Source organism: Acidisarcina sp. (genome assembly GCA_035539175.1).
Taxonomy (GTDB): Bacteria; Acidobacteriota; Terriglobia; order Terriglobales; family Acidobacteriaceae; genus JANXZS01.
This window is the reverse complement of sequence record DATLIY010000003.1, coordinates 138161-154019: the sequence shown is the minus strand read 5'-3', so window position 1 is coordinate 154019 and position 15859 is coordinate 138161. Positions and strand designations below refer to the sequence as shown.

Annotated in this window: 12 protein-coding genes; 7 read left to right on the top strand and 5 right to left on the bottom strand. The window is 59.8% G+C overall.

From position 1 onward, the window contains the following. Positions 1–15: 15 nt before the first annotated feature. Positions 16–483: a universal stress protein gene (locus tag VM554_00950; GenBank protein HVJ06928.1), complete on the bottom strand. Its 468-nt coding sequence runs from the start codon at positions 481–483 to the stop codon at positions 16–18. Positions 484–1055: 572 nt separating this feature from the next. Between VM554_00950 and VM554_00945 the strand changes: the two genes are divergently transcribed. Further along, positions 1056–2075 carry an ROK family protein gene (locus VM554_00945; GenBank protein HVJ06927.1) on the top strand — a complete coding sequence of 340 codons (1020 nt, stop codon included), beginning with the start codon at positions 1056–1058 and terminating at the stop codon, positions 2073–2075. Positions 2076–2206: 131 nt separating this feature from the next. Here VM554_00945 and VM554_00940 read toward each other — a convergent pair whose 3' ends face one another. After that, on the bottom strand, positions 2207–2860 hold the full coding sequence (locus VM554_00940; GenBank protein HVJ06926.1) for a hypothetical protein: 654 nt from the start codon (positions 2858–2860) through the stop codon (positions 2207–2209). 226 nt (positions 2861–3086) lie between these two features. After that, on the bottom strand, positions 3087–5321 hold the full coding sequence (locus VM554_00935) for an alpha-galactosidase (GenBank protein HVJ06925.1): 2235 nt from the start codon (positions 5319–5321) through the stop codon (positions 3087–3089). A gap of 202 nt (positions 5322–5523) precedes the next feature. Between VM554_00935 and hemE the strand changes: the two genes are divergently transcribed. Next, complete coding sequence (gene hemE, locus VM554_00930) at positions 5524–6627, top strand: uroporphyrinogen decarboxylase (protein ID HVJ06924.1); 1104 nt, start codon at positions 5524–5526, stop codon at positions 6625–6627. Continuing rightward, positions 6620–7609 carry a ferrochelatase gene (locus VM554_00925; GenBank protein HVJ06923.1) on the top strand — a complete coding sequence of 330 codons (990 nt, stop codon included), beginning with the start codon at positions 6620–6622 and terminating at the stop codon, positions 7607–7609. Before hemE ends, VM554_00925 begins: the two co-directional genes overlap by 8 nt. A gap of 85 nt (positions 7610–7694) precedes the next feature. Here the strand turns inward: VM554_00925 and VM554_00920 are convergent, their stop codons facing one another. Beyond that, positions 7695–9890 carry an oligopeptide transporter, OPT family gene (locus VM554_00920; GenBank protein ID HVJ06922.1) on the bottom strand — a complete coding sequence of 732 codons (2196 nt, stop codon included), beginning with the start codon at positions 9888–9890 and terminating at the stop codon, positions 7695–7697. 672 nt (positions 9891–10562) lie between these two features. Here VM554_00920 and VM554_00915 point away from each other — a divergent pair. Then, positions 10563–11192 (top strand): ComF family protein, encoded by a 630-nt coding sequence (locus VM554_00915; GenBank protein ID HVJ06921.1) that lies wholly within the window; start codon positions 10563–10565, stop codon positions 11190–11192. Between the two features lie 22 nt (positions 11193–11214). Further along, entirely contained in the window at positions 11215–11823 is a 609-nt protein-coding gene (locus VM554_00910; protein HVJ06920.1) for an HNH endonuclease, read from the top strand. Positions 11824–11891: 68 nt separating this feature from the next. On the opposite strand, the gene VM554_00905 is transcribed toward VM554_00910, so the two are convergent. Continuing rightward, positions 11892–12812: a hypothetical protein gene (locus VM554_00905; protein HVJ06919.1), complete on the bottom strand. Its 921-nt coding sequence runs from the start codon at positions 12810–12812 to the stop codon at positions 11892–11894. 269 nt (positions 12813–13081) lie between these two features. Between VM554_00905 and VM554_00900 the strand changes: the two genes are divergently transcribed. Both VM554_00900 and VM554_00895 read left to right on the top strand, forming a co-directional pair. After that, a complete protein-coding gene (locus VM554_00900) occupies positions 13082–15244 on the top strand; it encodes a S9 family peptidase (GenBank protein ID HVJ06918.1) in 2163 nt (720 codons plus the stop codon). Then, on the top strand, positions 15245–15811 hold the full coding sequence (locus VM554_00895; GenBank protein ID HVJ06917.1) for a regulatory protein RecX: 567 nt from the start codon (positions 15245–15247) through the stop codon (positions 15809–15811). Positions 15812–15859: the final 48 nt, after the last annotated feature.

The following is a 15859-nucleotide window of genomic DNA, read 5'->3' as shown; positions in this document are numbered from 1 at the left end:
GGCGGGCCCAGGCGATCAAGCGTTGGGCGCACGGATCACGAGCACGGGACAGTGCGCCAGCTTCACGACCTTCTCTGCAATTGAGCCAAAAATCATCGGACGCCATCCGGTCATGCCGTGGGTTGCAATAACGATCATGTCGATATCCTTGGCGGTTGCGACACGCAGAATCTCTCCAGCGGTATCTCCGCTGACGGCGACGACGGATTCCGCCGTGACTCCGCTGGCAAGAATGGGCGCAAGCATGGCACGGAGCCTCCCTTCCGCATCCCGCTGCAACTCGCGCATATACTCGGTTTCCTTAAAGAAGTCCGCGCCGCTCACCGGCGGCAGCATGGGTATCACGTGAACCAGGACGAGTTCTGCATGGAAATGCCTGGCAAGATCCGTAGCCGTGGCAAGAGCAGTCGTCGAAGGAGCGCTGAAGTCAATCGGAGAGAGAATCTTCCGCGGGATCGCAGAAACTGGTTTTGAATTCGACATTTACAGCCTCCACTTGCTGGATAAACCAAAATCGGAACCATTCTAGACCTCCCAGTTTTCTCCCCCAGATTTCTCCCCTGGTTTTCTCTTCCAGTTTCCTCCCGCCTTGTTTGTCATCCTGAGCGAAGCGAAGGACCTGCTTCCCACCGCCGCGGAAACTCACTGCCCCCTTGTTTGTCATCCTGAGCGAAGCGTTCTCTTCCGGTTTCCGCCCGCCAGGTTGTCATCCTGAGCGAAGCGAAGGACCTGCTTTATCACCCTTCCCGCAGCGAACCCCAGTTTCTCCCCCGGTTTCCACCTGTCTTCCATTCGCTTCCGGCGCAGGACTTACAATTAACGGAACAACTCCTCAATAGCTGCGCAACTAGCGAAAGCATCTCTCTACCGCCTCGTGACGGCGTCATCGTCCTTGCCAGTCACGCCGATGAATAGAAAGTGCTTTTGGCTTAGCTTGCGGGTCAGAAGACGATGAAAAGGCCCCGCGCCTTCTCATTAAAAAGTCATATATGAGGAATATGCTGTCTAATGGGCAGTTAAAAAACTAATAGTCTGGCAGAAGCAAAAGGCTTTCTATGAATAGCTTTTCAATTGGGGTAGATCTTGGTGGCACAAACCTGCGGATCGCAGCGTATACAAGGGCTCAGGAGAGGCTCGAAAGCGTCGCGATCCCGACCCGGCTTGAGGCGGGAAAGTATGCCGTTGTACAGGACATGTGCAACGCAATCCACGAAATCGCACGCAAGCTGCGGGGCAGATTGGAACTGGTGGGCGTCGGCGTAGGCAGCCCCGGTCCGCTGCAGCTACCCTCCGGCAAACTCTACCACCTGCCGAATTTTCCTGGATGGGACGGTTTTGAACTCAAGATCGAGATTGAAAAGGTGCTGGGCATGCCTGTCATCATTGAGAATGACGCCAATGCCGCGGCCCTGGCCGAGCTTTTTCACGGCTCCGGCAAGCAGCGCGGAGTCAACTCCCTCTGCATGCTAACCCTGGGAACCGGCGTCGGCAACGGAATCATCCTCAATCGGCGAGTGTGGCATGGAATGGCCGGGATGGCCGGAGAAGCAGGCCATGGCCCGCTGGAGTATGACGGCCCTTTATGCGGCTGCGGTGGACGAGGGTGCCTGGAGCAGTATGCCTCCGCTACCGCCGTCTCCCGAATGGCAAAGGAAGCAGCCGAAGCCGGACAGTCGGAAGAAATTGCCCGCATCCTTGCTACTACTGGATCTATCTCGGCACACAACGTCGCGCAACTGGCAGACGCTGGAGATGAGGGTGCTCGTCAGGTATACGTCAAGGTGGGCAAATTCCTCGGTATCAGCCTCTCCCATCTGGTGAATACATTGAATCTTCCCCTGTATGTCATCGGTGGTGGGCTGGCAAGCTCCTGGCATCTGTTTGCGCCAACCATGTTTTCCGTCCTTCTGCGCGATAGCTATATCTACCGGCTCACAGCCCCCCGCAACGAAGAGGACGTCGATCCACAACGTACCCAGATCGTTCCCGCTCTGCTCGGCCCAGAGTCGGGATTGCTGGGCGCCGCGATGCTTCCCTATGCGGAGATGGAGATGGCCGTCGCGGTGTCCTCCTAGCATTCACCTGAGAACACGAAAGCCCTGCAGGACGGATCGCCGCGCAGGGCTCTCTTCTTTCGGCCTTATGCCTCCCGTTGATAGAGCAGACCATCAAGCACTGTCTTGCTGTCCGGCCGCACGAAGGACGATCAAGGCTTCTTCTGCAGAGCAGATGTAGGAACTCTCTCGACTTCAGAATCGATATCCTGAAATGGAAACGGCCCCCGCGTAGGGACAAGCATATCCTCCTCCATCTGTGCCGCTATCCCGCTGCCGCTTTTGCGCAGAAGTGTATCCCACGAGTTGTTGACTTTTTTGCAATTCTCGGACGTCGGTAGCACGGGCGAGTTGATTAAGACCACGGACGGTGGAGAGAAATGGATTTTCAGCGTTTCGTCCGTGCAGCCGTCGAGCGAGCGGGTGGTTGCCAGAATCCCTGTATTGTCCCAGCTGGCGGGCTTGAAATCTGCAATCCAGACCTGTTCACCGCGGACGAGCGGGCTAGTGCTCTCAATTTCGAGGCATTCGTATTCGCGAATCGAACACAGGATAGTTACAACCTCTGCATGGCCCTGATAGTTGGAATCAGCAGCGGGCACGAACCTTCCCTGAATCCAGAAGAGGGTCTTAGGGTTGATGTCGGAGCTTACCCAAGCAAGAGGTCCGGAACTATTCCTGTGTTTCCCATTGAGAGCCTCGGTCGGCGGTTGGGCACCTCCGGGCCGTGCTCCATCTGGACTCCCATTTTGTGCCCAGCCAGAGACAGCGGCGAAGAGAGCCACTATAAGAGCAAGCGTTTTCATCGGTCTTTCTCCTTGTTGGTGAATGAAGAGAAATCTGATAGCCCAAAGTTGCACATTCACGCACCCAGATCGTTCCCGCTCTGCTCGGCCCGGAGTCGGGATTGCTGGGCGCCGCGATGCTTCCCTATGCGGAGATGGAGATGGCCGTCGCGGTGTCCTCCTAGCATTCATCTGAAAGCACGAGAGCCCTGCAGGACGGATCGCCGTGCAGGGCTCTCTTCTTTCCTTACTGCAGGCGCGTGAGTTTGAACGCCGCTGCCTGGTAGTCTCCACGAAGATCCAGGTCAGCGCCGTGCGACATCCAGTAGGCCCCGGTCGCTGTAACCGGGCCGGGACCTAGGAGCTTCCCGTACAGCAGATCGATCCGATAATTTGCCTGCGAATCGAGCCCCCGCAGATACAGCGTCGGAAAGGTGTTGCCGAACTGGCTTGAGTGGAGCAGCGCGAAGACGACCGCCTGGTTTCCATCCTGAGCAACGGACTCGGTCGCAGATGCCTCGCTGCTATTCAGCGGCGAGATCAGGCGATAGAGCGAGCCATGCTGCACCGTCTCGCGCACATCCTTGTACGCTGCGATCATCGACTTGGCCGCCGCAAAATCCGCCGGCTGCCAGCGATTGAGATTTGCGCCAATGCCAAGCGATCCCTGCATGGACGACAGAAAGCGATACTCGATCGAAGTCGTCCGCCGGTTCAGCCAGTGCGGCGAATCGGTCACCCAGGCCATCATGAATTCCGGCGCATAGGCCTGTGTAAATCCATGCTGAATCGAGAGGCGGTCGAACGGGTCCGTGTTATCCGACGTCCACACCTCATCGGTGCGCGCGAGGATGCCGAGATCCACGCGGCCGCCGCCGCCAGAGCAGGATTCGATCTCGACGCCGGGATGCTTTGCCCGCAGTTCGTCCAGAATGGAATACAGGTTCTGCACGTATTTCACATAGATCTGCTGCTGCTCTTCCGGCGCGACCGCGGGCCATCCCGGCTCGGACCAGTTGCGGTTGTAGTCCCACTTGAGGAAGGCGATCTGGTTGTCCGTAAGGATCTTGTCGAGGAAGTTGTAGACGTATTCCCGCACATCTGGACGGGCCAGATTCAGCACGAGCTGGTTTCGCCCCTCGGTGCGCGGGCGCCCGTTAAAACCGATCACCCAATCAGGATGTTTGCGATAGAGGTCGCTGTCCGGATTCACCATCTCCGGCTCCACCCATAGCCCAAAGTCCATGCCAAGCGCGTGCACGCGGTCGATCAGCGGCCCGAGTCCATGGGGAAACTTCTGCGGGTTCACGTACCAGTCACCCAGCCCGGCGTGGTCGTCCTTGCGCTGGCCAAACCAGCCGTCGTCCATCACAAAACGTTCGACCCCGAGAGCTGCCGCCTTCTCTGCCAGGGCAACTTGCCCCGGTTCATCCACATTCATCTCCGTCGCTTCCCAGGAGTTGTAGATGATAGGCCGAACCTTGGGATGCGGGCGTTGCGGAGCAATCTGCGCCAGTTCAAAGCGGTGCATCAGGCGCGAAGCTTCTCCCATGCCGGAGTGCGTGTATCCCGCATAGAAGACCGGCGTGGCGAGCTTCTCCGCGGGAGCCAGGCGATATCCGAAATCGAAGGGATTGTAACCGCCGGTGATACGAACTTCCTCAAGCTGGGTCTGCTCCACCGTAATGCGCCACGAGCCGCTCCAGGCCAAAGCGCCAAACCAGACGTCACCTGACTCCTCCTGCGTCTCTCCCCGGCTGACCGCAAACCATGGATTGTTCTGGTGGCCGGTAGAACCGCGACGGCTCTCCAGCACGCGCTGGCCGGGACGGATCTTCTCCCGCTGCAGTGAAAACTCCGCGCCCCACCGTCCCGTTAAGTAGTTCAGGGTGTACTCCGGAGCGCGCGGCAAGGTCCACGCCGCCGATGCTGCCTGCTGCACCGTCAGCGGATCCTTTGTCCGATTCTCAATCGTTGCCGAGCGGCCCAGCACCCCCGTCGCGGGATCGATCTGGTAGCGCAGGTTCACATAGACTTCGCGCGAAATGTCCTTCAACACAATCTCCAGCGCATTGCCGTGAATCGCGTGGCTCACATAATGCAGTACCAGGTCGCGGTTCCCATCGGGGAAGGTGACTTTGAGCGAAGGCTCGGTATATAGCCCCGCTCCCCATCCCGGGAACTCCTGCGGCGTGGTAGTGGTAGCGAGATCAAACGATGCGGCCTCCCTCATCGAATGGGCTGGCGCAAGGGCGTCTTTCTCCCCCAGCCTTTGTCCCCAGTAGACGGGCTGCAATTCGCCTCTCTCGTTGACGCCGAGAGCGTAGGTAACGCCCGCCGCATCGAGCCGGAAGATCCTGCTCTGGCTGTTGTATTGGACCGAGTCGCCGCCCTGCGCCATAGACGGCAACGGCAACACAGGCAGGCTGAAGAAGAGAACGAGGACGATCCGGATGGCACGGCAATAGCTCTTCAGGGACATGGGGACGCTTTCACCTCTCAAGGAACTTCCCATTAAAGCGCAAAACTCACCCCGCTGTAACGGAAATAGCCCAAAGGAGAGGATGCGTGCCCTACATGCCGAGTTAGACATCCTGCCCGCGGCAGATGGGGAAGCCGGACAGAAGCGGCCAGGATCCGCCATCCGTCTCCGTGCTCGAAAATGCTACTCTTGATGGGAAACTATGCCCTCCAAACCATATCCACCATCTCGTCCCGAAGCCGCTGGGGCTGATCCTGAAGTGCTGTCCAGTGGAACACGATTTCTCCGCGCCTGCCTTCGCAAACCGGTAGACCGCACGCCTGTCTGGTTTTTGCGCCAGGCCGGACGATATATGGCGGAATATCAGGCCGTCCGCAAACACCATTCCCTGCTCGAGATTTGCAGACGCCCGGAGCTCGCTGCGGAGGTGACGATTACCGCCGCCGAGAAGCTGGACGTGGACGCCGCCATCATATTTGCCGATCTGCTGCTGCCCCTGGACTGCATGGGGCTGGACTTTGAGTTCCAGGCTGGTGAGGGTCCGGTGATTCACCACCCCATTCGTACCGAGGAAGACGTCGTGCGGCTGCGAACGGATCGCGCATCGGAGCTGGGCTACGTGGCCGAGGCAATCAGCCGGGTTGTGGCGCATTTTAAGGAGACGATCGGCACGATCGGCTTTATCGGCGCGCCATTCACCCTGGCCAGCTACATGATCGAGGGCGGCGGCTCGCGAAACTACATCCACACCAAGACGATGATGTATCGCCAGCCCTCCACCTGGCAGCGGCTTCTGGAGAAGCTTGCCCTGGTCCTGCGCGAGTATGCCGCGCAACAGGTGGCCGCTGGCGCCGATGTCATCCAGATCTTTGATAGCTGGGTAGGAGCGCTCTCCATCGCAGATTATCGGGAGTTCGTTCTGCCGATAGCCACGCGGCTGGTGCGCGAGGTTCAGGCCATGGGAGTCCCGGTGATCTACTTCGGAGTGGACACGGCGAGCCTTCTGCCTGCCATGAGCGAGACCGGCGCCGATGTCCTCGGGCTCGACTGGCGGACTCCGCTCGATGGAGCATGGAGGACGCTGGATTACCGCTGCGCCGTGCAGGGCAACCTCGATCCCATCACTCTCTTCGCCGAGCCGGAATTGCTGCGCAAGCGTGTGTATGAAGTCATGCAGCAGGCAGCCGGACGCCCGGGACACATCTTTAACCTCGGACATGGTATTGTGCCTGGAACCCCGGTAGAAAACGTGCAGCAGGTGGTGAAGTATGTGCGCGAGTTCTCGAAGAGCGGCGGTCATGTCTGATACCGCCATCCTGCTGCTGGCGCACGGAACACCGGAGGCTCTGGACGACATCCCCGAGTACCTGCGCAACGTAACCAGTGGGCGGCCTTTGCCCCAGCAGGTCGTGGAGGAGATCCGTCATCGGTACAGCCTCATCGGTCAAAGCCCGCTTACCGGGATCACCCTGGAACAGGGCCGGCTGCTGAGCGAAGCCGTTGGCATGCCAACCTACGTCGGCATGCGCAACTGGAAGCCCTACATTGTCGATATGGTGAAGCAGATGCGCGCCGACGGCATCCGCTCCGCTGTTGCGATCTGTCTGGCTCCGCACAATTCGCGGACCAGTGTGGGGTTGTATCGTCGGGCTGTGCAGGCAGAGGCCGGGGATATGCGTATCGAGTTTATCGAGGGCTGGGCGGAACACCCGCTGCTTGCCGATGCCTTCGCCGACCGCCTGCGCCCTGTACTGGGCCGGCTCCGCGAAGAAACCGGCTCAGACGTGCCGGTTCTCTTTACCGCGCACAGCGTCCCCTGCAGAACGGTTCAGACGCAGAGCCCGGCTGCTGCCTCCGCCGCCGACGCAAGACCGGAAAGACCAGCACCACCAACGAGCAACTCCGGACCAGACCCCTACGCTATCGAAGCCAAGCGGACTGCCGCACTGGTCGCTGCGCGGATCGCAGACCTGAAGCCGGAAGATTGGTTCTTTGCGTTTCAAAGCCAGGGGATGTCCGGCGGCCCGTGGTTAGGTCCCACGGTAGAAGAGACACTCGCGGCACTCGCGGCTGCGGGGCGCAAATCTATTGTGCTGCAGCCGATTGGCTTTCTCTGCGACCACGTCGAAATCCTCTACGATATCGACATCGCTTTCCGCAAATTGGCCTCTAGCTTAGGTATGCGACTGGAACGCCCACAATCGCTGAATGACTCGCCGCTGCTGATCTCGGCGCTGGAGGATCTGGCCCATCAGGGCTTAGAGCGGCTGCAATCGGAAAGAGCCTAGCGAGCCGGGGAGCAAAGACTGGAGGCGCCTAACAACGACAGGCGCCTCTCGTCTTTGACTACTATTTAACACCTTTTTGGACCCGCTATTTCTTGTTCTCCAGCGGCTTGCGCGCAAAGTAATACAGCGAGAACGCCAGCAGCGCGAACATCCCCACCGATACCCAGTCGTGATACAGAAAGGTCCGGGGAAGGCGCAGGATATCGTGCCGGTTCGTCGCAGCCTCGTAGAGCTTGAGAGCGACGCCCAGCAGTCCCACGATTCCTCCTGCTGCAATCAGACCGCTGGCATACAGCGAGCCGGGGCTGATTTCGCTCTCGGAATCCTCCGTGCCGCCACCTGCCTTCTCCACCGCACGATCCACCATCCAGCGCATCACGCCACCGCAGAAGATAGCGAGCGTGGTGGCAATGGAGAGATACGCGCCAACCGCGAAAGACAGAGACCGAATTCCCAGCAGCTCCACCGCGATCACCAGAAATACGCCAAGCAGCACCAGGCCCCAGGGCAATTTGCGAGTCAGGATGCCGTTAATCACCGTCGCCATAAGCCTGGCCTGGGGCGCGGCGGCCTTCTCGCTGCCGATTCCCTGCACCCATTGCACTTCAATCAAACGAGTCGCCGGATTGTAGAGATATTTGCCGTCGGCGAGTTCAGGCGAGCCCAGAGCATTCAGCAGAAGATAGTTGCTGCCGGAACGTGTGTCCTCGGTCTTGTCCGCATGCACCACGCGAAAGCTCTGGCGTGTAAACGTCCCCTGCATCTGCACGCCGTCATGGACAACGCTGATATCCCAGGGCTGTGCCGTCTCGCGGAATTCCTCAAGTCCCTTATTCATCAGGTTGAGCGTAACGCCGATTGCCACGGTAGAAACGCAGACGCCGATCATCAGCGCAACCTGCTGTTTCCAGGGCGTAGCTCCGATCAGGAAACCTGTCTTCAGATCCTGCGAAGTATCCCCTGCGTTCGCCGCCGCGATGCAGACCACGCCGCCAATAGTGATCGCCAATGCGCCAAAGGCAGGGGTTGTCCAGCCCTTCACAAGAAAGATCGCGGAGGTTGCCATCAGCGTGGCAATCGTCATGCCGGAGATGGGGTTTGCGGAGCTTCCGATCAGTCCCACAATGCGCGAAGACACGGTTACGAAGAGGAATCCAAAGACCACCACCAGCAGCGATGCGGCCAGATTCGCCATCACTCCCACCTGCGCTCCGGGCACGGGCTTGAAGGTGAGGAAGAAGAACATCATGAGCACCAGCAGCGCAGAGCCGCCAACGACAATCCCCATGGAGAGGTCGTCATCCGTCCGCTTTGTGGCGGCCTTCGATCCACTGCCCTTCTTCAGATTCTGCAAGCCGGAGCGCAGCGCGCTCGCAATCGTCGGCAGTGTTTTGAGCAGCGTGATCAGCCCGGCGGCAGCCACCGCGCCAGCCCCCATCGGCCGGATGTAGGAGGCCCATATCTCGCTGGGCGACATCTGCGCCACTGGCTTGGTTGCCGGGTAAAGCGCCTGGGGAAAATGCGAGCCAAAGAAATAGATGAGCGGCATCAGCACCAGCCAGGAGAAAACGCCGCCGGCGAAGATCACCCCCGCCACGCGTGGCCCGATGATGTAACCGACGCCAAGGTACTCCGGCGTGGCATCGGCCCGTATCGCAGCGCCCTTCAGGACATGCTGTTTGCCAAAATCCGGCTGGTAATCCGGAGTGCTGGGCCACGCGGCAAACAGATTGTCATTTTGAAAGAGGGTATACAGGCTGCCGAGTCCCAGGCCGAAGAACACGCGGCTGGCGAACGATCCGCCACGCTCGCCGGCCAGCAGCACATCGGCACAGGCCGTTCCTTCGGGATACTTCAGGTTCGCGTGCTCCTCCACAATCAACTGGCGGCGCAAGGGAATCATGAAGAGCACGCCCAGCCAACCGCCGATCAACGCCAGCAGGAAGATGCGCGAGTACTCCAGGTCAAATCCCAGAAAAACCAGCGCCGGCAAGGTAAAGATCACCCCAGCGGCAATCGACTGACCGGCGTTGCCGGTGGTCTGGACGATATTGTTTTCAAGGATGGAAGCCCGGCCCAGCACCCGCAGAATGCTGATGGAGAGCACGGAGATCGGAATGGAGGCCGCCACCGTAAGTCCCGCCCGCAGACCCACATAGACAGTAACCGCGCCGAAAAGAATCCCGAAAAATGATCCCAGCAGGATGGCGCGCCAGGTAAACTCCGGCCGTGTCTCGGTATGCGGGATATAGGGTTGAACTGCTGGAGCGACTTCTGACACTCGAATGCCTCCGCTCAAAAAACGATATCTGAATCCTTCTGCTGGAACTTCCGCCTTCGTATCCGCGGCGTCTCGAACCACAAAACAAAACTACGGGTGTTCCAACACTAGAATAGCCATACTGGGCGCACTTCTGCTGCGAGATTGACCGGAAAGGAGGATAGAGCCTTCGCTCCCGGTGCTGGCGGATTTCAGGGGAAGGACGAGTGTAACAGCGCGCGCCCCTATGAATACAGGGTGAATCGTCCGGTCTGATCAAGCACTCCGCAATTTGCCTCTGGCATACGGCGTGCCTTCGCCGTATACTCTGGATCAATGGCGGCGAAGGCGCAAGCATGCCTGGCTTCCAGTGCGAGGTGCGTCTTCGGTAGTCAGAGTGACACTTTGACGCTTGACGTTCCAACATCCGACACTTCGCGGTGGCGCGCCGTGGTACGCGTCCTCCGAAGTCCGATGGACGCGTTGAGCTGCGCTCTCTTCCCCGCCTCCTGCTGTGCCTGCGGTAACCCCCTCCTGCGCTTCACCCTCTCTCCTGTCTGCGATTCCTGCTGGAATATGCTGCCCGTCCAAGGCGGAACTCTCTGCCGCATATGCGGAGAGGATCTTGGCATTGCCACCTTCAGCACAGGAAACCCGCGCCCGGAAGAGGATTGCGTCTGCAGGGTCTGCCGGATGGATCCTCCACCCTTTCGCAGGGCCGTGGCGCACGGAGCGTATCAGGGTACGCTTCGCACCCTCATCCACTCCCTCAAGTACGAGAGGATCACCCCCGTCTCCAACGGATTAGGCCATCTCCTGGCAAGTGCGATGGCGCAGCTTGCGGCGGAAACTCCCTCTGAAATGCTGGTCGTCCCGGTCCCGCTGCACCGCTCGAAACGGCGCACCCGTGGTTATAACCAGGCTGAGCTGCTTACCCAGGCAGCACTGAAGGTTCTGCGCCGGACGCATCCTGAATGGAAGCTCCGCCTCGCCAGCGAAGTGCTGGTAAGGAGCCGCAGGACTGCGACCCAATTTGAGCTATCGGCCCGCCAACGCCGCGACAACGTACGCGGCGTTTTTTCTGTGCCTGAGCCTCGCGCCGTCGCGGGCCGCGACATCCTGCTGGTCGACGACATTTACACCACCGGAGCCACCGCGCGCGCCTGCAGCAAAACGCTGCTCAAAGCCGGAGCGGCCTCCGTCTGGGTAGCCACCCTCGCACGCGCACAGCGCGAGGGCGTCGCTTTCTGGGATCCAAAGTTCGGGAAGACTGCCGTCTCCCACACCAACGTGAGGGAGATGGCAAGTTCGCCTGGTAGTTGAGTCAATTCTTGCGGGGGAGAAGATGTCTCTGGGAAAAGCCATGGTCCACGCTCGGCAACAGAAATCAGCCACCAAGTGCCACGTCACCGTTCAGGAAGAGTATCGCGTGCCGCAGACGATGCAGACGCCTGTGCTGGTTCTTAACGCCTCCTATGAGCCCATCAATATCTGCGGCGCACGCCGCGCGCTGGTGCTGGTGCTCAAGGGGGTGGCCAAGACAGAGGAGGAACAGGGAGCGTTCCTGCACGCTGCGCGCGTCCATATGGCTATGCCATCGGTGATCCGGCTGCTGGAATATCGCCGCATCCCGCACCAGACGCGCGCCCTCTCGCGAAAGAACATCCTGCTGCGCGACCGCAATACCTGCCAATACTGCTCCACCGTTCTGCCCGCGAGCGAGTTGACGCTCGACCATGTGCAGCCACGTTCCCGGGGAGGGCTCTCCACCTGGGAGAATCTTGTTGCCTGCTGCCACTCCTGCAACCGTCGCAAGGGCAACCGCCTGCTACACGAGATCACTGACATGCAGTTAGTGCGCGAGCCGCGGCCCTTCTCCCTGCACACTAGCCGCCACATCATGCGCATGATTGGCCACTCGGACCCGAAGTGGCGGAGATACCTCTACTACTAGAAGACCACTGGTGCCCCGTTTGCCATGTGACTCTGCAGTGACTGTGAATACGAGGATAACCGCGAATTCTATTTAGGCCGCGTTGCCGCTGCTCCCGACGCGGGCGCCTGTGCCGGCTTTCCATCCTGCGGCTGGCCATTGTTCGTTATGTCCTCGCCGTTGTAAAGAATCTTGACGGTGGATTTGAACTGCTTGTAGTCGGTGTATTTCACCACCTGGCGGATGTGAACGTCGTTGGACATACATCCCTTGCAGCCCTGGAAGTGCAGAACGCCTTCCGCCTTCGTGTAAGTTGGGAACCAGTACTTGCCGTCGATCTGCTGGCGATACGTAGTGAAGGGCGGCGACAGGTCTTCGTGTCCCCTCCGCAGGTCGTCAGGCACATTCTTGCCGCTGGTGACGACGATCTGCAGATCGGTCTGATCCACCCAGATGCGGCCTTTGAAGTAGCGCTTGTTCTTCTCCATTACCTTCGGCTCGACGTCGAAGACATAGGTATCGAGCTCATCCACCTTCTGCTTGCCGACATAGGTCACGTTGTACTGGGCGATGTCCTGTGTCGTCAGGACAAAAGGCAGACGCTGCTGGATGTCCGCGAAGTCCGCCGGGCTCATGCTCACGCGCTCCAGCGAGTTCTGCGGAGCAAAGAGCACCTTCTCCATACGCTTGCCGGTCGAGTCAAAGGAGACATCGTCCATCTCCTGGTACTCGCCATCGACCTTGCCATCGTCCAGCGTCTGCACTTTTACCGAGCGCCTATAGACGTAGTTATCCAGCGCATGGCGGAACTCGCTCTCTTTCGCGGCAAAGTGCTGGATGATCTCCTCGGGCGGGCTCGGCGGAGCGCTCGTATCCATCGGCCCGAAGCCTGACTCGACCGGCATGGGGGTGTAGCTGTCCTTCTGCGCCGATGCCGTAACCGGACCCGAAAAAGCGCCAAGAAAACCCAGCATGACCACGGCCACAAGTAGCTTTCGATTTGCGCTCAAAGATCTCTCCACCCTATAAGGATTTCTTCCGACGGATCCGGGGACAGTTCACCCTACCAAAAGTTCCACTTCTCTTAAATAGACGCGGGAGGCGGCAGAAGGTCAATCCCATTACAGATACTGCCTCCCAGGCCTCTGCAAACGACCGCGCAAGTCCCTGCAGCCGAATGGAATAGCATCGGGAAGCCGCTCTCGCCTCCCGGGCACCGTACCATTTACACTGACAGTTTCCCAGCATCCGGCTGTTACATCGGCCACTAGAGGAACCCATGCTCGCACGCCGCTCCGCTCTCTCCCTGCTGCTCTTTGCCGCTCTTTTGACCCCGGCTGTCGCACAAAACAAGCGTCCCATGCAGTTTGATGACCTGATGAAGATGCATCGGCTGGGAGGCTTCAGCATCTCTCCGGATGGCAAGTGGGTGATCTATGCCGCTACCGATGCCGACCTGGAGAAGAACTCCAAGACGACGCGGTTGTGGGTGATTCCCACTGCGGGCGGCGATGCACGGCCGCTGACCGCCTCTCTCGACGGAGAAGACGGCGGGCGCTTTTCGCCGGACGGTAAGCAGATTCTGTTTACCAGCGCGCGTGAGGGCAGCCAGCAGATTTATGTCGCCAGCTTCGACGGCACAGCGGGCAGCATCGGCGCACAGCGCAAGATCACCTCCCTGAGCACCGAGGCGGATGGCGCCATGTGGTCGCCCGACGGCAAGCAGATTCTCTTCACCTCCTCCGTCTACCCCGACTGCAAGGACGATGCCTGCAACAAGAGTCGCGACGCGGAGAAAGCCGCCTCCAAGGTCAAGGCCCGGATCTTTACCGAGCTGCTCTACCGCCACTGGAACGCCTATGTCGGGGAGAAGCGCAGCCACCTGTTCCTGATCCCATCCGAGGGCGGAACGCCGCGCGATCTAAACCCCGGAGATACGCATGATATTCCGCCGTTTTCGCTCGGAGGTCCGGATGCCTACGGATTCTCCCCCGATGGCAAGGAGATCGCGTTCACCGAGAATCTCGATCCCGTCCCCGCAATCAGCACCAACGCAGACATCTTCACGCTGCGGCTGGATGATCCGAATGCCAGGCCGGTGAAGATCAGCACCAGTGCCGGCGGCGACTTCAGCCCGGCATATTCGCGCGATGGCAGGTACATCGCCTTCCGCTCCCAGGCACGCGCCGGGTATGAGAGCGACCGCTTTCGCCTGATGGTCTACGACCGCGCCGCGAAGACTTTGAAGGAAGTGCTGCCGAAGCTCGATCGATGGGTGGATGAATTTGCCTGGGCGCCGGACTCGAAGACCCTGTACTTTGTGAGCGGGGATAGAGGCGAAGCTCCTGTATTTTCAGTCAATCTCGATGGCTCCGATCTGAGGTCGCTCACCCAGGCGGGAGAATATGGCGACCTGCACGCCGCCGCAGACGGTCATCTGTTCGCGACCCGGATGACCGTTCAGGCTCCCAGCGAGATCGTTCGCCTCGATCTAGCCTCGGCGAAACCGCTGCAATCCAGCCCGGCTAAGGGCGCTCCAACCGACTTCGCAAAGAGCTACAGCGTTACCGAGCAGCCGATCACCCATCTCAACGACGCACTCCTCGCACAGCTCGACCTACCGGCAATGGAGTCCTTCTGGTTCCCTTCTCTTGGCAAGGTGGAAGTGCAGGGTTTCCTGATTAAGCCTCCCGCCTTTGACGCGGCGAAGAAGTATCCCGTCAAGTTCCTCATCCACGGAGGACCGCAGGGAGCGTGGGGCGATTCGTGGAGCTATCGCTGGAACGCGGAATACTTTGCCGCGAACGGCTATGCCGTCGTGATGATCAACCCGCGCGGCTCAACCGGCTATGGGCAGACCTTTACCGACGGCGTCAATGGCGATTGGGGCGGCAAGCCGTACATCGACCTGATGCGCGGCCTCGACTACGCAGAGCAGCACTACAGCTTCCTCGATAAGTCCCGCGAGTGCGCGCTGGGAGCGAGCTATGGCGGATTCATGGCCAACTGGATTCTCGGCCATACGGATCGCTTCAAGTGCATCGTCTCGCACGACGGTATGTTCAATCCCGAATCGGCGTATGGATCGACCGAAGAGCTATGGTTCAACGAATGGGAGTTCAAGGGCCGTCCCTGGGATTACTATGGCAAGGCAAAGGCGGCGGATCCCTTCCGCAAATGGGCTCCGTCGCTCTATGCGAAGAACTTCAAAACGCCGACGCTCGTCATCCACGGTCAATTGGATTACCGGCTCGATGTGGCGGAGGGCTTCCAGCTCTTTACCACGCTGCAGCGCCTGAAGGTGCCGTCGAAGATGCTCTACTTCCCCGATGAGGGCCACTGGGTTCTGAAGCCGCAGAACTCCAGGCTGTGGAACCAGGTTGTCAGCGATTGGGTCGAGCAGTGGACCGGCACTTCCCAGCCCGGTCCGTCAAAGAGATAGATGATGTCGTTTGGCCGCAACCCGCGCAAGAAAGTCGATCCGCTCGACGCAGCGGCGCTCTACGAGTACGCCGTAGGCGCACTGAGCCGCCGCATGCGCACCGTGGCGCAGCTAAAGCGACTGATGCGCGCCAAGGTCGAGGAGGGCGAGACCGGCGCAGTGAAGGTCGAAGCCGTCGTGCGCAAACTGAAGGAGATGCGCTACCTGAACGACACCGCCTTCGCCAGCGAGTACACGCGCCTGCGGCAGGAAAACGAGAAGTTCGGCAAGCGCCGCGTGCAGCAGGAGTTGATGCTGAAGGGCATCCACCCCGAGCTGGTAGCCACTACGCTCGAATCCGCATACGAAAACGTCAACGAAGAAGAGCTGGCCCGGCGCCACCTGGAGCGCAAAGGCATCCGCAAGCCCAAGGATGAAAAGGAGACCACGCGCGTGATGCGGCGGCTGATCCGTGCCGGATTTTCCCTGGACGTAATCTTCAAAGTGCTGCGCAACTGGCAGGTGGATGAAGAGGCCATCGCTCCGATCGAAGCGCTCGGACTGGACGACGACTCCTCCTCCGAGTAGCCGCCCGCGATAATTCAGCGCCCGTGGAGAGGGCCTGTCCAGTAAACT